This is a genomic window from Paenibacillus sp. FSL H8-0175 (assembly GCF_045040615.1).
GTDB lineage: Bacteria > Bacillota > Bacilli > Paenibacillales > Paenibacillaceae > Paenibacillus_AQ > Paenibacillus_AQ odorifer.
The window spans coordinates 6,567,654-6,588,576 of the sequence record NZ_CP150299.1; the positions used below are offsets into that span (position 1 = coordinate 6,567,654).

General features: G+C 36.7%; 19 protein-coding genes. All 19 read right to left on the reverse strand.

Annotated elements, in window-relative coordinates:
- Window positions 1-25: 25 nt before the first annotated feature.
- Window positions 26-745, reverse strand: coding sequence for a heptaprenylglyceryl phosphate synthase (locus MHH46_RS29270; protein WP_139330100.1), 720 nt, complete (start codon window positions 743-745; stop codon window positions 26-28).
- Between the two features lie 225 nt (window positions 746-970).
- A complete protein-coding gene (locus MHH46_RS29275) occupies window positions 971-1,837 on the reverse strand; it encodes a phosphatidylinositol-specific phospholipase C/glycerophosphodiester phosphodiesterase family protein (protein ID WP_076123752.1) in 867 nt (288 codons plus the stop codon).
- A gap of 108 nt (window positions 1,838-1,945) precedes the next feature.
- Window positions 1,946-3,352: an undecaprenyl-phosphate glucose phosphotransferase gene (locus MHH46_RS29280; protein ID WP_076123754.1), complete on the reverse strand. Its 1,407-nt coding sequence runs from the start codon at window positions 3,350-3,352 to the stop codon at window positions 1,946-1,948.
- The gene (locus tag MHH46_RS29285; protein WP_254848765.1) at window positions 3,349-4,248 is read right to left on the reverse strand and encodes a glycosyltransferase family 2 protein; all 900 of its coding nucleotides are present in this window, start codon (window positions 4,246-4,248) and stop codon (window positions 3,349-3,351) included. The genes MHH46_RS29280 and MHH46_RS29285 overlap by 4 nt, the downstream gene beginning before the upstream one ends.
- Before the next feature lie 162 nt (window positions 4,249-4,410).
- Window positions 4,411-5,430, reverse strand: coding sequence for a glycosyltransferase family 2 protein (locus tag MHH46_RS29290; protein ID WP_076123758.1), 1,020 nt, complete (start codon window positions 5,428-5,430; stop codon window positions 4,411-4,413).
- Between the two features lie 118 nt (window positions 5,431-5,548).
- Window positions 5,549-6,412, reverse strand: a complete 864-nt coding sequence (gene rfbD, locus MHH46_RS29295) for a dTDP-4-dehydrorhamnose reductase (RefSeq protein ID WP_038573485.1) — start codon at window positions 6,410-6,412, stop codon at window positions 5,549-5,551.
- 24 nt (window positions 6,413-6,436) lie between these two features.
- Complete coding sequence (gene rfbB / locus MHH46_RS29300; protein ID WP_076099637.1) at window positions 6,437-7,459, reverse strand: dTDP-glucose 4,6-dehydratase; 1,023 nt, start codon at window positions 7,457-7,459, stop codon at window positions 6,437-6,439.
- 54 nt (window positions 7,460-7,513) lie between these two features.
- Complete coding sequence (rfbC, locus tag MHH46_RS29305; protein WP_076123760.1) at window positions 7,514-8,062, reverse strand: dTDP-4-dehydrorhamnose 3,5-epimerase; 549 nt, start codon at window positions 8,060-8,062, stop codon at window positions 7,514-7,516.
- Window positions 8,063-8,082: 20 nt separating this feature from the next.
- A complete protein-coding gene (locus MHH46_RS29310; protein WP_076099639.1) occupies window positions 8,083-8,826 on the reverse strand; it encodes a sugar phosphate nucleotidyltransferase in 744 nt (247 codons plus the stop codon).
- Between the two features lie 14 nt (window positions 8,827-8,840).
- Window positions 8,841-9,245 carry a GtrA family protein gene (locus tag MHH46_RS29315; RefSeq protein WP_076123762.1) on the reverse strand — a complete coding sequence of 135 codons (405 nt, stop codon included), beginning with the start codon at window positions 9,243-9,245 and terminating at the stop codon, window positions 8,841-8,843.
- Complete coding sequence (locus MHH46_RS29320) at window positions 9,196-10,131, reverse strand: glycosyltransferase family 2 protein (protein ID WP_076099641.1); 936 nt, start codon at window positions 10,129-10,131, stop codon at window positions 9,196-9,198. The genes MHH46_RS29315 and MHH46_RS29320 overlap by 50 nt, the downstream gene beginning before the upstream one ends.
- Window positions 10,112-11,209 (reverse strand): DegT/DnrJ/EryC1/StrS aminotransferase family protein, encoded by a 1,098-nt coding sequence (locus MHH46_RS29325; protein WP_076123764.1) that lies wholly within the window; start codon window positions 11,207-11,209, stop codon window positions 10,112-10,114. The genes MHH46_RS29320 and MHH46_RS29325 overlap by 20 nt, the downstream gene beginning before the upstream one ends.
- Before the next feature lie 24 nt (window positions 11,210-11,233).
- The gene (locus MHH46_RS29330; RefSeq protein ID WP_076099643.1) at window positions 11,234-11,791 is read right to left on the reverse strand and encodes an acyltransferase; all 558 of its coding nucleotides are present in this window, start codon (window positions 11,789-11,791) and stop codon (window positions 11,234-11,236) included.
- A complete protein-coding gene (locus MHH46_RS29335; RefSeq protein WP_076123766.1) occupies window positions 11,788-12,207 on the reverse strand; it encodes an FdtA/QdtA family cupin domain-containing protein in 420 nt (139 codons plus the stop codon). The genes MHH46_RS29330 and MHH46_RS29335 overlap by 4 nt, the downstream gene beginning before the upstream one ends.
- A gap of 65 nt (window positions 12,208-12,272) precedes the next feature.
- The gene (locus MHH46_RS29340; protein ID WP_076123767.1) at window positions 12,273-14,294 is read right to left on the reverse strand and encodes a glucosyltransferase domain-containing protein; all 2,022 of its coding nucleotides are present in this window, start codon (window positions 14,292-14,294) and stop codon (window positions 12,273-12,275) included.
- Between the two features lie 47 nt (window positions 14,295-14,341).
- A complete protein-coding gene (locus tag MHH46_RS29345) occupies window positions 14,342-16,612 on the reverse strand; it encodes a glycosyltransferase (RefSeq protein ID WP_139330099.1) in 2,271 nt (756 codons plus the stop codon).
- Window positions 16,613-16,644: 32 nt separating this feature from the next.
- Window positions 16,645-18,255, reverse strand: coding sequence for a class I SAM-dependent methyltransferase (locus tag MHH46_RS29350; protein ID WP_076192494.1), 1,611 nt, complete (start codon window positions 18,253-18,255; stop codon window positions 16,645-16,647).
- Window positions 18,252-19,475: an ABC transporter ATP-binding protein gene (locus MHH46_RS29355; protein WP_076192492.1), complete on the reverse strand. Its 1,224-nt coding sequence runs from the start codon at window positions 19,473-19,475 to the stop codon at window positions 18,252-18,254. The genes MHH46_RS29350 and MHH46_RS29355 overlap by 4 nt, the downstream gene beginning before the upstream one ends.
- 23 nt (window positions 19,476-19,498) lie before the next feature.
- Entirely contained in the window at window positions 19,499-20,863 is a 1,365-nt protein-coding gene (locus MHH46_RS29360; protein WP_076099648.1) for an ABC transporter permease, read from the reverse strand.
- Window positions 20,864-20,923 lie beyond the last annotated feature (60 nt).

Sequence of the window (20,923 nt, forward strand, 5' to 3'; positions counted from 1 at the left end):
TCATAAGTAGTCCATAAGCTAACCGCTAGTCGAACTGCTCTTGCACCGTCTTTTTAACAGCAAATACCGTACGAATTGCCTGCTCTACATCCCGATAAATAATATTGCCGACAACTACTGTATCACATAGAGCTGCTGCCTGCTCGGCCTCTGCCTCACAAGTAATGCCGCCTCCATAAAATAGTTGGGCTTGCTCCACCATCTCACGCACTATACGTACTGTCTCCATATCCCCAAATCTACCGCTATATTCAAGATATACTATTGGCAGAGACATCAGCTTGTCCGCAACCTGGGCATACGCAGCCGCCTCTTCAGCATTAATGGTTGTCTCGGCCCCTGTAATCCGCGCAACTGAAGAATCACTGTTCAAAACGACGTAACCTTCCGTTAGCAGCTGATCCCATGGGATCATAAATCCATAACGCTCTATAGCTCGACGATGATGGCCTACAATCCAAGCTGGATCAGGTGTATTTAGCACCATAGGAATCATATAAAGATCAAATCCGGGTACAGCAGCTTCAAGTTCGGATACCTCGAGTGCACAGGGCAGCTCAAAACGTCTTACTCTTGATAAGAGATCTACTGTATTCTCATAAGTAACTCCTGTAGAGCCTCCTATCAATATGGCATCCGTGCCGGACAAGCAAACGGCCTCCAAATCCTCATCTGAAATCATACGATCTGGGTCCAACTTAAACACATGCCGCCAAGGTTTGATCATTTGCTGTACTGATTTCATGGGAATCATCCTTAATTGTCATTTGGGCAAGACAAAACACTCCTGCCGCCGCAAAAGATATAGATCTAGTCTATGCCAGCACAGGAGGTGTGTCAATTTAAAGCGAACAAAAATACGAACATTTTTTCGCATGTAAATTTGAGATCCCCGCAAAGTACCTGAATACGCATCTGAGGAAAGCACCACTTTGCGGGGATATATTAGTTGTAATGAGTGGAGAAAGATTCAGCGTATACCTTTGAGGTCATTCAAATCATTTTCAGGCACAAAATCACTATAAAATCCGTCTACACCCATACGAGATAGCTTTCTAATCTCATCCTCTTCATCCACTGTATGAACGTATACACGAGCTCCGATATTTTTTAACTGTTTGACAAAACTCTTGGTGGCCCGGCTAACTGGCATCGTAATATCCACACCTGTTTTTTTAACAAACTCAATAACTTGTTCATCCGTATCCTTAGATTGGTACAGGGTGTAAAGCACTTCTGGAAAAGAATACACCTTATTGATCTCATCAAGCATCGGCTGATTGTAGATCTGTGGAACTATCCGCTCCAACAACCCTGGATCCCGACGCTGCGCCGCTTCGGTCAGCAATGTAAATTGCTTCTCTATAAGTTCCGGTTGGATTTCTTTGGTATCCGTAACGATATAAGCATCTGGATAATTCTGCATTAGATCAAGCACCTTCTCAATATCAAGCGGAGAGTATATATTCAGGATGGGGCTGTCCATAAATTCCTCGTAATCTAGTGCCACACCCTGTTTATTAGCAGGGAGAACCTCCAACTGACCTAAAAGCTTGCTCATATTGCCTGTCCATTCATGCCGGGCAACCAACTGATCATCCTTCGATAACAAAAAATCAACTTCAAATACGCGAGTTCCCCGTTCATAGTTAGCGACAAAGGCCTCCCAAGCATTGGTATACGTATAGCCGTTAATTCCCCCCATGGCATGTGCAACGATTCTGTACGCTTCAAAACCGCTCGTGGGTTGCTCTTCCTCTTTGTTCAACGTTATTACAAGAATTATTATTAGTGCGACAATCATTACTACGGTTGCAATAATCTTTTTCTTATTCATAGTTGTGAGTTTCCTTTGCAAAGTTTAGATTAGAAAATTAATACCCCGCTCTGCCAGTGGCAAAACGGGGTATTATTAAAATTTCACAAATCTAAATAAGTGCAGGTCTCAATATGCGTTTTTGTTAACGAAGCCGTTGCGAATCGTTTTGAAAATAATTCGAATATCGAACAGTAAGGACCAGTTCTCGATATAGAAAATATCGTGCTTAATCCGTTCCTCAATTGAAGTGTCCCCGCGCAGCCCATTGCTCTGTGCCCAGCCCGTAATTCCTGGACGCACATGGTGCTTCACCATATACTTCGGAATTTCATCACGGAATTGTTCTACATAAAATGGTCGTTCTGGCCGTGGGCCAACTACACTCATATGACCGAGTAATACATTAAAAAATTGCGGAAGCTCATCCAGACTTGTCTTACGGATAAAGGTTCCAAATCGAGTTCTACGAGGATCTTCCCGCGTACTCCAACCTGTATCCTCTTCCCCGTCCTGCTGCAGCTTCATTGAACGAAACTTATACATCATAAAATTACGCCGATTAAGTCCCACCCGTTCCTGCCGGAATATAATCGGTCCCGGTGAGGTAAGACGTACGCCGAGTGCTACGATCAGCATCACAGGAGATATCATAATAATAGCGAATAGAGAGAACACGATATCAAACAAACGTTTTGCCATCTTATTCCCCGTCATATCCAGTGGAATATCACGAACATTAATCATTGGCATACCTGCAAAGTTATCAAAGTAAGGACGCGCTGGTAAATAATCAAAGAAATCCGGAATAATCAATGTGCGTACCCCTGCTTTTTCACAGGCCGCAATAATCGAAGGATATTTAGAATGCGCATCGAGCGGCAAGGCTAGAATAACCTCGTCCACAGGCAGCATCTCCAGCATTCCAGATAACTGATCGACCGTTCCCAGGATAGGTTTATACCGTTGCTCCTCAATCCCGTCCCAAGTATGGTAATCGTCTAAAAAGCCAATGGCTTCATATCCAAGCTCAGGATATTGTTCCAAATTGTTGTAGAATCTTTTGCCGAGTGTACCAGCGCCGATGATAAGCACGAACTGGCGGTTGAATCCCTTTTCTCGAAAAGATTTAAGCATCTTCTTCAACACATAACGGTAAAGCATAATGGAAAGAACATTAAATCCCATATAAATAGCCAGATATGTACGGGAGATATCAATTTCTTTCACGAAAAACATTAGACCGAGCAGGATGAAGATGCTCATGATATGCACTTGGAAAATCTTAATAAATTCATCGACAAAACGTTTCTTACGCTTAGGCAAATAAAGCGATAAAAGGATACCGATTAAGACAGCTACTCCGCCATAGATCATACTCCAATAAGCGTAAGACTCTACAGGCAGCGTGTTATAGGATTCCATCCATCCGCTCTTGAACTTGATCCACCAAGCCGCTAAAAAGGACAGTTGGATGACAAGAAAGTCAGCAACCATATAGAGCTGTGTCAAAAATTTCTGATTCCGCCGAATCATAATCTCACCTCAGTATTCTTATCGTTACGAGCGCCTGTTTCCGTAGCAGAGCTAAGACTCTGTGCAGGTGATGGAACTGCTTTAGGAAAGATTAGGGCATTCCGCAAAAGGGACAGAGCAAACTTCATACCAACACCAGCATATACTGTTCCATTTATAATACTGTTGTACTTCCTACTATAATGCTTACGATGAAATAAAATCATTGCCCTGTGAAATTCATAGACGATCTTGAACGGTCTACGTCTGGCACTGCCGCCTTTGAGATGTACGATGGAGGTCTTCGGATAATAATAAATCTCCCAACCAGCCTCTTTAATACGATAGCACCAGTCTAAATCCTCACCGTACATAAAAAACTCTTCATCTAATCCGCCGACCTGATCAATCGTCTCCCGCCGCAGCAGCATAAACGCACCCACCAGACAATCTATCGGGTAATCAAGATCAGGGTCCAGATAACCTAACTGATAACCGTTAAACTTCGGTCGATCCGGAAACAACTTACTGAAACCAAAAGCATAATAGAAGGAAGCTGAAGGTGTAGGAAATCCTCGCTTACACGCTTTATCCAGCGACCCATCTGGCAAAATAATCTTACACCCTGACGCCCCAACATCGGGCCGACCATCCATAAAGGAGATCATCGTCTCCAGCGTATCCCTGCGCACCACCGTATCTGAATTGAGCAATAGTACATACCGTCCGGATGAAGCTTCCATCCCCTGATTATTTGCACGCGCAAAACCGACATTGTCGTTATTTGCGATCAACATGACACTTGGAAACTCTCTACCAATCATCTCTACCGAATCATCATGGGAATTGTTGTCTATCAAAATAATCTCATAGGAATAGTTCGTTTCTGAGTCATATACCGACCTGATACAGTCCATCGTCAGGCGACACGTGTTGTAATTGACAATAAGTATGCTTACATCTACATTCACTGCGTAACGCTCCTGACAAATATAGTAATCTACCGACAATTATTATAACATAAAACCTCCCTGAGAGGAGGTGACCTTTCAGGGAGGTTTTTCCAGATACTGTTTGATTTACGTGTTCTTTCGCTCTTTTACGATGGTCTGTATATATTTTCGTTTCTTTTTTAACGCTGGGAGCTGAGTGAAAAAGGATTTCCACGCTACGATTAACTTTGGCTCTCTCAGAAGCATATAACCATGCGCGGCAATTTCATAGGGAAGAGAAACTAAGATTGTCTTCAGCATAGTTCGAGCCGATTCATTCTTGTAGATCATTTTGTAGCGATTAATGTAAGATATTCGCCGGATGAACATTGGTTTGGTACTACGGCCAGACGTTTTCCACCCACGTTCATGATACCCAATTGCCTCAGCATCATAATACCCCTGCCAGCCAAATAGCTGGGCTCTCCAAGCCACATCCACATCTTCCTTATATGCAAAAAAATCTGCATCAAAAAACTCTCCATCAACACTAACGTCTTCAATCATCCGCCGAGAATACATCGCCGCTGCCCCAGATACACCAAATACTGTCCCCGACTGTGTCCATTGTTCTGCTGACTCACCCGCACCACGGTCAAACGCACGACGTGCTTTGTTCATCCGAAGACCAGTGCTATCCACTAATCCGTGATCAGCCTTTAGCAAAAGCTTACCTGTGGCGCTGCCGATCTGCGGGTTGGCTTCCATTTGTGCGATTAGTCTAGAGATATAGTCTGGAGCCAGCGTCAAATCCGGATTGAGGACAAGCACATAATCTGTTTCTGTAGCAGCTATAGCTTGGTTATGAGCTGGGGCGAAGCCTGTGTTTTTTTGATTTTGGATAAGTAGAAGGCTCGTGGGCGCTTCCTTGTTAGCTTGTGAATTGAACAGATCTAATTCCTCTAGTGAATTACTAAAAAAAGCCCCTTTATCGATCGCGTTAAAGAATATATTCACTTTCTCTGCACAATCGTCCGAAGACGCATTGTCCACAACAACAATTTTCTCAATAGGATAATCCTGTGCCATTACTGCCTCTAAGCAATCTATAATGTCATCCGCACTGTTGTAGGTGACGATATGTACACTAACTGTTTTGTTATTCATGAGTATCCTCGACTTTGTAATTTCTAATTAACTACCTGCTTCCTTCTTATTATAACGAAAGAACACAAAAAACTCCCGCATCGTTATAAACGATTTAGGAGTTTCAATTGGTGTTATTCTATTCTTTTAGCTCTAAGAGGAAATCTCTCAAGCCTTCACGCCAAGGTCGAATGTCCTCAAAACCATTCGTACGTATCGACAGATGCTCCATCACCGAATTCCGAGGACGTGGTGCAGGTCTCGGAAACTGTTCCGTAGCACACGGTTCAAGCGTAGCAGTGAATTTGAAACCCAAAATATCCTCGGCCTCTACAAAGATCGCCTGTGTAAATTCAAACCAGGTACAAGAGTCGCTATTTGACGCATGGTATACACCATACTTCTCAGTTTGAACAAGCTCAAGCAAGAATCGAGCTAAATCGACTGTGTAAGTAGGCGAACCTTTTTGGTCATCGACAACTTGAAGCATTGGCTTTTCTTGACCAAGCTTTAGCATTGTTTTGACAAAGTTATTTCCGTATTTGCCGTACACCCATGACGTTCGTACGATGAAATACTTAGAGGAGAGGGATTGAACGAGTACCTCACCCGCACGTTTCGATTTGCCGTATATACTCTTAGGGTCTGTATTATCATATTCATGGTAAGGCTGTGCACCCATACCATCAAATACATAATCCGTGCTAATATACACCAGCTTGGCTCCAGCTTTTTCAGAAGCAAGCGCTACATTTCGGCTGCCAGTAGCATTAATTAAATAAGCTGCATCAATATCACTTTCTGCCGCATCTACTGCCGTATGAGCAGCACAATGAATAACCGCATCCGGTCCAAACCCGCCAATAACTTGGATGCACTGATCCAGATCAGTAATATCCATCTCCTGACGATCGCAAGCCAACACTTCGTGACCTTGATGCTGGAGCAGTAAAACTACGTCCTGACCTAGTTGTCCGGCCGCACCTGTAACAAGTACCTTCATAGCTATTTTACCCCCGTATCAAAATTACAATGAGTCACCTAAACGATCACCATATTGCTGTTCAGCATATTTTTGGTATTCCCCAGATTGAATACGGGTCCACCACTCGCGGTTATTGAGATACCATTGGATAGTTTCTTTAATACCTGTTTCAAACGTATGTTTCGGCTTCCATCCCAGTTCATTCATAATCTTAGTTGGATCAATCCCATAACGGCGATCATGACCAGGACGGTCTTGAACATAAGTAATCAAAGAATCAGGCTTGCCTAGTTCCTGCAATACCGTGTTTACAATATGCACATTCGTACGTTCATTATTGCCACCAATGTTGTAGACTTCGCCGTTCACACCCTCATGAATAACCAAATCAATCGCGCTGCAATGATCCTCAACATACAACCAATCGCGGATATTCATTCCATCGCCATAAACAGGCAACGCTTGATCAGCAAGTGCACGGGAAATCATCAGCGGAATAAGCTTTTCCGGGAATTGGTACGGGCCATAATTGTTTGAGCAGCGGGTAATATTCACTGGCAGTCCAAACGTTTCGTGATACGCACGTACTAGCAAGTCTCCGCCTGCTTTACTTGCTGAATATGGACTGTTAGGAGCCAGAGGAGTTTCTTCGGTGAATAATCCTGTCGCTCCCAGTGATCCATATACCTCATCCGTAGATACTTGAACAAACTTAGTGATACTGTATTTTTTCGCCGCATCCAAAAGCACTTGTGTTCCAAGTACATTCGTCTTCACAAACACTTCCGGCTCTAAAATACTCCGATCCACATGCGACTCCGCCGCGAAATTGACAACGACATCCACACCCTGGCTAATCAGTTCATCCATCGCAGTAACATCTGTAATGTCGGCCTTCACGAAAGTGTAATTAGGATTATTCTCAATTGCTTTCAGATTCTCTAGATTGCCTGCATACGTTAATGCATCTACATTAACAATTTCGTAATCAGGGTGTTGTTGTAACATGTACAGCACAAAGTTGCTGCCGATAAACCCAGCCCCGCCGGTAACTAGCAGTTTCATTTATAGCCCACCTTTTGTTCTTTGAGATTATATTTAAATTTTTGCTTACCACTGTTAATCAAAGTTTATTTCCGCATCTTTTAGTAATGGATGACGTTGATCCTTATCCGACAATATCGGACTAGAAGTCGGCCAATCAATATCTAAGGCTGGATCATTCCATAATATGCCACGATCATTTTCAGGGGAATAATATTCGTCCACCTTATATAACACTTGGGTGTTAGGTACCAAAGTACAGAAACCATGAGCGAAGCCTTTAGGCACCAGTAGTTGACGTTTATTATATTCACTAAGAATTACTCCGACCCATTGACCAAATGTAGGTGAATTACGACGGATATCGACGATAACATCATAAATAGCACCGGATAAGACGCGGATTAACTTTGTTTGCGCCTTAGGGTTCAACTGGTAATGCAGGCCACGTAACACCCCAACCTCTGCGGAGAGGGATTGATTGTCTTGAATGAAATTGTAAGTTATACCGAGTTTATGCACTATCTCTTCATTGTAGCTTTCCATAAAAAAACCCCGGTTGTCGCCGTGGACCACAGGTTCTAGTATACTAGCGCCTTGTAGTTGTAGAGGTGTAACTTTCATATTGCAAAACTCCTTCACATCTAAAGTTTCAGTTTTCCGAATTCTTCACCAAAGAGAAGGTCTTGAGCCAAGTTATGTGCTTTAGCTAATGAGGCATGTGTACCTGCATCCGTCCACCATCCCTGTAGAACATCAAATGTCAATTCTCCACGGTTGATATATGCATTGTTAACGTCTGTAATCTCTAATTCTCCACGTGCAGAAGGAGTAATCGTTTTGATAATATTAAACACTTCACTATCGAACATATAAATTCCTGTTACTGCATAGGTTGATTTAGGCATAGCTGGTTTCTCTTCAATAGAAACAATTTGATTTCCATTTAGTTCAGGTACACCAAAACGCTTAGGATCAGAAACTTCTTGTATTAAAATCTTCGCACCTGTCTTTTGCTCACGGAAATTGCGCACATACGGAGCAATATCATCAGCAAAAACATTATCGCCAAGGATAACAATCATTTGATCATCTCCGACAAATTGCTCTGCCAAGTCCAATGCCTGCGCAATTCCACCTGCTTCATCTTGTACTTTGTAAGTAAAGCAAACGCCCATTTCACGCCCACTACCTAATAGATTAACTACGTCGCCCATATGTTCTTTCCCCGTAACAATCAGTATGTCTGTTACATCCGCTTGCTTTAATTTATATACAGAATGAAAAATCATAGGGTATTTTCCTACAGGAAGAAGATGTTTATTTGTTACCTTTGTTAATGGATATAAGCGTGAGCCTGTACCACCTGCTAGGATTATGCCTTTCATTATATTCCCTCCATTCATTTACTTTTAATAATAAGCTTAGAAAGTGTGTAGGTAATTGGAATTGTCACTACAATAACTATTAAGGGTACGATTTGTTTCGATAAATTTAAATACTCTACTAAAACAAACAACATTAATAAATTAATTAAATACTGCACGAGATATACGATCGGAAATTTAAGAAATTTCCTGAATGTAACTTTTTCTTTAAATACAAAAATTGTATTTAAGTAATATGAAAGAAATATACCCGAGATATATGAGATTGTATAAGACATGGAATAACTCAGGGCTTGAAGAAGGAGCAAATAAACCAAATATGTAAATAATGTATTTATTCCTCCACTAATGACAAATTTCATAAATTGTTTATTCAAAAGTTTGGTCAACAACGTAGGATGGTCTTTCTCTACTTTCATCTAATATCCTCCAGAGATATTCACCTATAATCCCTAACATAATCATTATAATCCCTAATAAAAAAGTAATTAGCGCTATAATTGTAGTCCATCCTTGTAACTCAATAATACCAAAAACAGTGCTAAATATAACAAAAACACCATATAGAAAACTCAAAAGAGCTGTAGCAAAACCAATAAATGACATAAAACGAATAGGTGTGTATGAGAAACTTACAAATGAATCAACAAATAGTTTTATTTTCTTCGAGAGTGTCCACCTAGATTTCCCTAGTTTTCTTTCTTGTCTGACATAAGGTATTTGTACTTGATCATGTCCGAGCCAATAAATGAGACTCATGATATTCGTATTTTTCTCTTGTATCTCCAACACTTCTTGTACAACCTGTTTATCAATTAGCAAAAAATCAAATCCACCTTTTGGGTAACCCTTTAATGCAAATTTCTCTAATAAAAAATAATAGGTATTGGAGAACATTTTCTGAGAAAGAGACTCTTCTCTATCTGCTCTTGTTCCAAGTACAACCTTTTTTCCAGTCCGCCAATGTTCTAACATCTCTTCAAACATTTCTGGAGGGTCTTGTAAATCAGCAGCTATAATGCCAACACAATCACCAGTAGTATATTTTAAGCCTGCTTGTATAGCCGCCATCGAACCAAAGTTACGACTTAGTTTAATGACTTTAATACGGGGATCTTTTTCTTTAGCATCCATTAGTAAAGAAAATGAATTATCTTTTGAACCATCATCTACAAATACAAACTCAAAATCACAATTCGGAATGATTTTCTCTAAGTTCTGCAATCGTGGGATAGTATGTGGAATGTTCAGCTCGTTATAATATATAGGTACAACAATCGATAATTTAATTCGGTTTATACTCATTTACAACCTCCACAATTCTTTTCACATCTTCCATATCCATCACAGGACTAATTGGAAGACTAAGAATTTCTGAATGGATTTTCTCAGAAATAGGGAAGGATAATTCATTCCATTCTTTATATGCTTCCTGTTTATGAGGTGGAATAGGGTAATGAATCATAGTTTGAATACCTTTTTGGTTCATGAAGTTAATAAAATCAGTTCTCAAGGACGTTCTAACAACAAACACATGCCAAACATGTGATTCTGGTTTTTCTTCAACATAAGGCAATACAAGATTTTCGTTATTTATATTATTCAAGAAATATGTTGCGATAGTTCTTCTGTAGTTGTTATCTTCATCTAAATACTTTAACTTTTCACTCAAAATTGGTGCTTGAAGTTCATCTAATCTACTATTATATCCTTTGAAAATATTTTCATATTTCTTATGTGATCCATAATTTCTTAAAGCCTTAAGATTTGTATATAGTTCTTCATCATTGGTAGTGATGGCACCTGCATCTCCTAAAGCTCCGAGATTTTTGCCAGGATAGAAACTGAATGCTGCGGCATCTCCTAAGTTGCCCACCATTTTATCAGCATAAACAGCACCATGAGCCTGCGCACAATCTTCAATTATCTTCAGGTTGTATTTTTCTGCAATACTCTTAATTGGCGTCATATTACATGCTTGACCATAGAGGTGAACAACTAGAATTGCCTTTGTATTAGGAGTAATACTATCTTCAAGTTTGTCAGGGTCTAGGTTATATGTTAGTAAGTTAGGTTCGACTAACACAGGTATTGCACCATTAGCGGATATGGATAATATAGATGCAATATAGGTATTCGAAGGCACAATAATTTCGTCTCCAGGACCAATATCATAAGCTCTAATTATTAATTCCAGAGCATCCAATCCATTAGCTACTCCCAGAGCATATTTGGTGCCACAATAATCAGCAAATTCCGATTCAAAAGATTTAACTTCTTCACCCATTATATACCATCCAGAGTGTAGAACTTTGCGAACACTATTTAATATAGCTTCTTCATGACGCAGATTGATTTTCTTCAGATCGAGGAAAGGGATCATGTTTTGTTCACCTATTTCATTAATTTAGTGTTGCTCAACTATAACTTCATCTTCCAGTAAGTATTGTTTACTACAAGCAGAACATAACAATTCATTATTAAGTTTTTCTCCACAATTACAAATATATCCTTTGAATTTGGCTGGATTACCATACCATAACGTATTGTTTGGAATGTTTTTAGTCACTAAAGAACCTGCTCCAATCATAGCGTACCTACCAATTGTATTCCCTGCTATAATTGTTGCGTTTGCACCTATTGAAACCCATTCCTCAAGCACAGTCTTCAAAAATTCAGTTGGGTACTGTTTGGAACGAGGTCTCAAATCATTAGTAAAAGTAACATTCGGACCAATAAAAACATTATCTTCTATTGTAACACCATCCCAAATATACACTCCTGATTTAACAGTAACATTATCCCCTAAGATTACATCGTTTTCGATGAAAGTATGATCGTTAATATTACAGTTTGAACCAATCACCGCATTCGGTAAGATATGTGCAAACGCCCAAACTCGGGTGTTGTGTCCAATTTTTTCCGATTCGACAATAGCCTGCGGATGAGTAAAGTAATGTTTCATCCCCCATACACCTCTATAAATTTGTCATAGTCACGAATATAATCTGCTGAATCATATAAGTGGGAAGCGAGAACGAGTAATACGCAATCAGGAGAAAAATCATACATTTCATGCCAATCATTTGGTTCAAGTATAAGTATTTTAGTTGGTGAATCTAGAACCACGTCCGTCTTCCTTTTCGTGTTATCCAAATAAACTTTACAGCTCCCTGATACACTTATTAGAGCTTGTCTAGTTTTATAATGAGCGTGGAATCCTCGACGTATATCGGGTAAGGTTCCATAAATATAAAACACTCTCTTAATGTCAAACGGAATAGAATTTTGCCCTTCTATAACAGTTAGATAACCTCTTTCATCTCCAAGTGCACTACTTTCTTTAATTGAACTTTCCTTCTCATTTCCATCCAATTTCATCTCGTATCTCCTCGTGATTTAATTCATAATATAGAAAACCAAATCCTACTAACTGATTATGCTAATCATTTAAAAAAAGATATTTCCTTAATTTTAATAACTGATAAGGCAGGAGGATCTATTCGAAGAGATATAAGATTATTCATAAACTGTTGTCTTTCACAGATTATCTTGTTCATCCCTTTTTTTAATTTAATAACCCCACTATACTTTTCACTATAGGAATCATTTTCTTGAAGTAAAAATAATTGCATGTCACCTTCAACATTAGACTCTATAGTAAAGGATATATGTTCAAAAGAATCCTTTTCTAATTTTTCTGCAAGTGATATTGATATATAAGGATCAATATCCCCAGCCTTCAAAATATAACTATCACTTTCTGCATTTTCTATAACCAAGTCAGAAAAAAAATCAATATTATCCTTATCTAGCTTTACACTTTCAGTTTTCTTATATTGAGACATAGATTTATTCTCATCATTTATTAAATTCAATCCGTATTTTTCGGGATTATCTGATAGATTAACGATTATTAAGTCATCGACTAATGCCACAGAACCTTTATATGGCCACACAGGCATTAATTCAGCCAACTTAGTTGCCTTCTCTCTTTCAATTTCAGTAGGAATCTTATATTCGTATCCTAAAGAACTCATAAATTTACCTATCCTATTATTGTTCCCTCCATCCCATTCAAAAAAGGAAAACCCTAAGACCTCTTGCTTTATAACATTAGCTCTTTTCTTTTGCTCATGTTTACCCAGATAAACAACAGGGTATGGCGGTGTTTCACCTAAATCAAGGTCCATAATTCTATAACTAATTTGGTTAGCTATCTTCACATCTTCTTCATATCTATTGTAATCACTATAAAACAATTGTGCCATTGACTGGGACTGATAAAAAACCGCAATTATTGTACAACCTATAAATACAATTTTTAATTTTTTTATATCTATTATTTTATATAGTAAATACCAACTTGCGGAGATAAATAATGCTAAAACAAAATTCGCTCGAATTGGCATGGCAGATCCTAACAAAACAGACATCAAAAAAGGAGAAACTACGAAACTAAGAAACAAGATTACTATTAACCACGCAGTTCTCCTTACCTCAGTACGGATTAAAGCTTTATATATGAATAAAAACAAAAGTAAGAAACAAACAATCATACTTGGTAATATAATGTTACTACCATAAATGACATCCCCCATTATAAGGCCTTTAAAGTTGTTGATTAGGCCTCTGATTATAATACTAGGATTTTCTTTACCCCAAACAAAAAAGCCTTCAACATAATTGGATCTCGGTATATATAATGAAATAACTGTATCAATAATCTTATAGACAATTAGACTAATCACAGTAACAAGTATATATTTTAATATTACTATTAGGTATTCCTTAAAAATAACATTGGTATTCACCTTACTTAGAGATATTAAATTTATCAATGTAAGTAAAATCACACCACATATAAAAACCGGTAAATATGCTTGATATATAGAGATGGCCAATATTAATAGAAGAATACCTACTGCTATATAGCAGTTATCTTTTCTTAAAATCGCCCATTTGGCAACAAGTAATGTAGCTATCGATATAAATACCCATCCAATTCCCAGCTCAAAACTCATTATAGAGAACCCTATATTTTCTGAATGAGCAGGAAAGCTTAAAAATAATACAGCTACAGTCAATCCTCCAAAATCAAACTTCATTTTATTTTTATCCGCATCCAAGCTACTAAGGGCGTACGCCCATATTAGACTTGTTAAGCTGAGTGCTGATACAGACAAAAAGGTACTCGTAATAGAATTAGTTTGCCCACTAAAGAACAGAGTCTTTAAAATTGATATTCCAAAACGTCCCTGCATGCTCCAAACAGTTATAGCATCTCCAATACGAAATAGAGCGTTCTCTTCATCAATAGAAAGTGTAAAATGTGTTAATGGAAATCCGTAGGCAAATAGAGCTACAAAAAAAATGACAACACAAAACAGCTTATTACTTTTTATATAAGAATAAAAAGATTGAAATTCATTATTTAATTCAAATAAACGTCTTTTGGAAGGGCCCATTGCTCAATCTCCTTTAAACTACTATATAACTATAATATGATATGTTTCTAAATTTTTAATAGATAAGCCTTATCACTCTCTAATGAGAGATTTATATTATAGTAGGGATCAGCCTTAATATATCCAGGCCATTTTTCTAACATATACTCAATTTCTTGCATAAATCTTGCCTTTTTCTCTGCCGTATCTTCAGCGCCTCTAGTTTTTGATTCATGATGATATAAACTCACATTATTTAGGCAAACATTATAATACCCTTTATCAATTAATTTGAGGCAAAAGTCCACATCGTTAAATGCTACAGAAAGATCCTCTTCAAGCCCACCAACTTCATTAAACACTTCTTTTCTTACCATTAAACACGCCGCTGTTACCACTGAACTATTACGATTTGTTAATAACATACCAAAATACCCAGGGTCGAATTCATTACAAGTTCTAAAAGCGTGCCCAGCGACTCCACCTAACCCCATAATTACACCTGAATGCTGTATAGTTCGATCTGGGTAATATAGCTTGGCTCCAACTGCTCCAGTATTAGGTCGAAGGGTGTACCCCACCATTTCTTCTAACCAATTCGGACTTATAATTTCAATATCATTATTAAGCAGCAATATTAAAGAACCATTAGATGCTTGAACAGCGACATTATTAATCTTTGAGTAATTAAACGGAATGTCTAAAGGAATTATTTTAAGATTATCGTTTAAACGTTGTTCCCATTTTTCAAATACAGAAAATGTCTCTTCATCTTTACTCCCATTATCTACAATTATTATTTCATAGTTGCTATAATTCGTTCTAGTAACAATAGACTCTAAACAAAGATCTAGTATTCCACTTCCATCCTTTGTAGGGATAATTATTGAAACAAGAGGTTCTTTGCTTATATTGTAATGAATTCGATACATATTAGGATAACCATCAATTTCTTGTACTTTACCATCTATACCTCTTCTTTTAATTGTATCTTCTAAAGCCCTTACTCCTGCGTAGTGTGTATAATTCTTAGCACCTGATCCAGAAGCTGTAGATTCAGGAATCGATCTCCAATGATAGAGGATTTTCGGCAAGTGATGTATACGCTCAGATAATTCAGTAAACCTTAATACAAGGTCGTAATCTTGACTGCCCTCATAACCTTTTCTAAATCCACCTATTTGATCTACGATTTCTTTCCGATATATACCTAAATGACATGTATACATATGAGAAAGAATCAGGTCAGGCGACCAGTCTGGTTTAAAATATGGGGAATGTCTCTCCCCATTAACTCCTATTTTATCTTCATCTGTATAAATCATATCAGCGTCAGGATATGTATTTAATAATTTCACTACCTCAAATAATGCCGTTGAAGCTAATTCATCATCATGATCTAATAATGCGATAAATTCTCCTGATGCTATTTGAAGAGCTGAGTTCGAGTTTTCCGAGATATGACCATTCGTCTTCCTAAACACCACTTTTATCCTTGCATCTTGCTCTTCATATTCTTTTAACACATTTTTAATATGCATTTTAGGTGAGGCATCATCTGAAATACACAATTCCCAATTTGTATAAATTTGACCTACTACTGAGTCAATACATTTTCTTAGCCATACTTCATCCACATTATAGACTGGAAGAATAACTGATATTAAAGGATTATAATTAAAATTCTTCATGCTTTCATTAGCTTCTTGATAAGCACTTGATGTAACAGCATTTCGAGTAAGCCACACTTGATAACTATTATTAGTATCTAATTTATTTTCTTGTACAATCTTAATTTTTTGTTTTAAACCCGCTAACCCTTGGGCTTTATAAACAGTTAAAGCTTTGTGCAATAATATTTTAATTGTTTTTATATTAAGTCCACGTTGTTTTAAAATATTCAGAATTGATTTTAAAATCAGATAGTGTTTAATTGTTTTTTTAATCAATACCTTTTCCATTTTAAACTCAAATTCCCTATCACCTGGATCTAGTCTCAATTTTTTAACGCCAATGGGGATGTGAAAAATACTTTTATACTTACTTTCACCCGCTGAAATGGAGGCCAAATTCATACTTTTTTCTTCCGAAAACCCCGCACCATCATCCCAATATAGTTTAACTGGAATACTATCGCTGCTCACTGAATTCCAAGATATGATGTTCCAGCCGTAATAAAACTTCCCTTCCAAAATAAATGCTGGATCTGTACCCAATGAAATCCATGTTCCATTCACTTTTTTCAAATCAGATACGGGAAGGGGGTTCAAGGTTGATCTAAAACCAAACACACCCGCTATCACTGTCAAAATTCGAATAACTATGTCTGTAATCTTCAATACAATCCTCCTAAGTGCGCTTCTTTTGTTAGTTATTTCCCCAATATTCTTCTCGTTTTAACTACTAACTTCCATGCTTTAGAGTTATAAATACTACTTAACTCTTGCTCCTTTTCTACTAATTGTTGGTTAAATATTTGCTCCTTTTCTACTAATTGTTGAATCAACTCTTGTTTTTCGGTTTCTTTTACAATATTTCCTGCTCTTAAGTGCTCAATTTCAGCATTCAAATTTTCAATTACCCTGCCATTATCTGATAAATTACTTATAAAAATTTCCTTCGTCTTTAAATGATTTTCATTTTCTTCTTCCAAGATATATTTGTCATTAGTTAAATTATTTATATGCGCTTCTTTCATCTCTATTTGCTGCTTATATTCATTATTTATAGACATAATTTCATTTTCTTTACTAACTGACATACTCACATATTGATTGACAATCTCAGTTGTAGATAATTTCGATATATAGAATTCAATGTGCGCTATGCCCACTTCAGATTCAAAATTCAATATTATATTTGGATCATCCTTTTCAAACAAATAAACATTAGAAGTTTTAAAATCAAAACTACCCGACATTTGATATTTTATCTCAGTATCATTATTAGCCCCAATAAGTCTGAGATTATCGATTTTGTAAAAACCACAGTAATCTGAAGGATCAATTCTAATACCTTTGATAACATCAAAATCACGAAGATCAACTTTAACAAATTTCATTAATTCTACATCATTAAATTGAAAATACTCACTATTTGACTCTGTAAACCCATCACCACAATCTATAAAGATCTGAACTTTATCCACAAAGGCATTTTCTTCCTCATTTTCACCTGTCATTGAGCATAGGTTATAAAATGTGCGTTCCATCATTTCTAACGTTTTCAATGTTTCTGCAGGAATTTCTGAAGATGTTTCAAATGATAAGTTTAGATTTCTTGCTTTTTCTAAAATAACAATTTTCCTATAGGAATCTTCCGTATAATCATGGTCAAATATATAAGAATTATAAAATCTATCAATTTCTTGGCGATAGACAGCCAATTCCGGATTCTTTGCGGCAAAAAAGTGAATTCCCATTAACTTTTCCCAAATATTTATTCTTCCATGTCCAATCATCATATATCTTATATTTTTTAATTCGAGATACTCTTTAAGAGAATCCTTATTAGGGAGTCCATTGTCCATATGTTCTTCTAACCATATGAAATTTTTTTTAAATAAACTCTTATAGACCGAGTTCACTCTAGATTCTGCATCTATCGATTGTTGTGAATGAAATGGTGCAGTTATAATACACACTTGCGAACTAACGCGGTATAACTCATCAATAAATTGATTTCTCTTTTCCACTGGAATATGTTCAAATACATCCAATGCAACAATTACATCATACTCATCATCTGGGAAATCCATATTTGTAGCATCGCCGAGAATATAACTTGGATCATGTTGTAATTCTTCCGGTAGTTGAATATCTAAATAGGTTATCTTGTCTAAAGGCAAGAAATTTTCTAAATTACGATGTTCATTAGCCCCAACTTCAAGAATACGGAAGCTTTCATCACCACATCGCATTTCATTAATAATTTTCCGAATATTATTATATCTTTGATATTGATCAAAGAGTGTGTTTTTCATTTTGACACTTCCCATCTATGGTTCATATATATTAGCCCTTCAGAAATATATTTATTTGTTATAATAAAGTCCACAATATTCTCTTTATAGTGTAGACATACTATTCCTTCATTATTGAATATCCCTACATCTATACAGAAAGTCCCACCAAGTAACGGCAAACTAGATATAATATATTTCACTCTATGTCTTCCTAATTTATTCGGAATATCAATTTTCTCTAAGTGTGTATTTGGGCCAAATATATACTCTCGATCTGGAGTATAAATCGCTACACCCAATAATAAATCTTCTATGACATCTTCATAAACTTCATATTCAACTTCCACTACTAGCTCATCAAAAGTTTTAAAGTTATTCTTGTTTAGTTCCACTTTTGTAATTGACGCTAATACATCGGGATTCGTCGGTCTAATAAAATCATCTTGTGGCACGACTGGAATTGGCTCATTATCATTGGTAATCGTAGTTTCCATAATATGCTCAGTATTGTATTTCATGAAATCTTCATATAGATCAGCAATTTCAGATGATTCTCCTGATGCTTGCACTATACCATCCTTAAGCCAAACTGCTTTATTGCAGAACCTCTTCACTTGCTCAGTTGCATGGGATACAAACAATATTGTTGTTCCCTTACTCTTCAACTCTTTCATTTTATCAATACACTTCGTTTGAAAACGTACATCCCCAACAGCAAGAGCTTCATCAACAATAAGTATATCTGGCTCTACATTAATAGAAACAGCAAAAGCCAACCTCGCAAACATACCGCTAGAGTAAATTTTTACAGGTTGCTCAATAAATTCTCCAATATCTGCAAATTCGATTATATCATTCATTTTGATGTCAATTTCTTCACGGCTAAAGCCCATCATCAGACCATTTAAGTACACATTCTCTTTGCCACTGTACTCTGGATTAAATCCAGCTCCTAGCTCCAAAATTGCAGATATCTTACCCTTTACTTGTATAGACCCACTTGAAGGTGATAAGACTCCTGTTATCAACTTCAACAGCGTTGATTTACCCGATCCATTTTTACCTAGAATCCCAAGAGCGTCTCCCTTCTCAACTTTAAATGAGATACCGTTAAGAGCTTTGAATTCTTTGTGATACGTTCTATGAGATATGGAAAGAGCCTCTTTCAAGCGGTCTATGGGTTTATCGTATAATTTATAAGATTTTACAACATCTTGAATTTCGATTATCTCATTCAAAACTTTACTCCACCTTTACAACTTTATATTACATCTGCAAAATGAGGCTTCAACTTTTTCAAGCTCTTTATTCCAACTACAAGTGCTGTTAAGCAGAACATCCAGAAATAAAGAGTATAGTAGGGATGTTGGATAAATGAAACGCTATAAATGAAAGTATCTCTATAGCCTTCTACAATATAGAACATAGGATTTAATTTAAAAACATTACTCCAAAAATCCGGTAACATAGTGTATGACCATCCAATAGGAGTGAACCAAAACCCTATTTGCAAAATTATTATTATGATTTGATTTAAATCTTTAAAAAACAACACAATTGCAGATGTGACTAGAGACATCGAAAAAACAAGCATGATTGTACAAATTAAATAATATAACATCTGAAAACTGTATAAATCAGGGTAATATCCATATCCAGTATACATCACGAATATAAATAAAATGAAAAACAAATGTACGAATAAAGCCGAAATAATCTTTACTATAGGAAGAAGTTCAATCTTAAATACAACCTTCTTGACAAGATAACTATACTCTGAGTACACATTTGTAGCACTAGACAAAGCTTCTGAGAAGAAAAACCATGGAATTATGGCAACTATAAACCACAAAATAAATGGAACATCCGATACACTACCACTTCGTAACCCTACCTGAAATACAAACCAGTAGGTCACAATGGTTAGTAGTGGTTGAATGAACCCCCAGACTATTCCCAAGTAGGAAGACGCATATTTAGTTTTAAAATCATTTTTAGCTAGGCTGAAAATCAGCCTTCTACCCTTAAATATCTCTCTCAAGAATCTATAAACTTCTTTAATGGAGTTTATAATGTAAAGACTAATTAACGTTGCAACGACACTGCTTAATGAAATTATCGAAATATTCAGAAGGCTAGTTCCTTCTATCGCCGTATCACGATGGTCTTTAATATCTAAAATCACATACGGATCAGAATCTAATACTTGAAGTTCTATTTGTTTATCTTTCTGACTTGTTATTTTCACTTCATGCTCTTGAGTTATTATTTCATCAAGTGGAATGATTACACTTGAGTTGCCTTTTAACTTAACATCTTTAATCTTAACTATAGCCTTTTGATTCCCCACATCTAATCTAAGGGAGTATACATTTTTAGGTAAATCATACTTTAGATTTACCCAGTCTCCCTTTTGCTCATATTTTTGATGAAGTGATTGTTCTTCTGTCCATTCCTGATCCTTATTCATAATATAAAATAGTTGGTAATCATCGGACTGGTTAGAATTCAATTGAACCTCAAAAGTTAATTTGGTTCCATTTTTTTGATATGTAGCAAACATATTAAAGAATAAGACCACTAAGATAAGTCCCATTACAGCAAGTATCAATTTTTTAAATTTCATTCGTATACCCCTTCAATTATCACGAAAATTTAGAAATAACCTCTGTTTCAAAAAAAATAT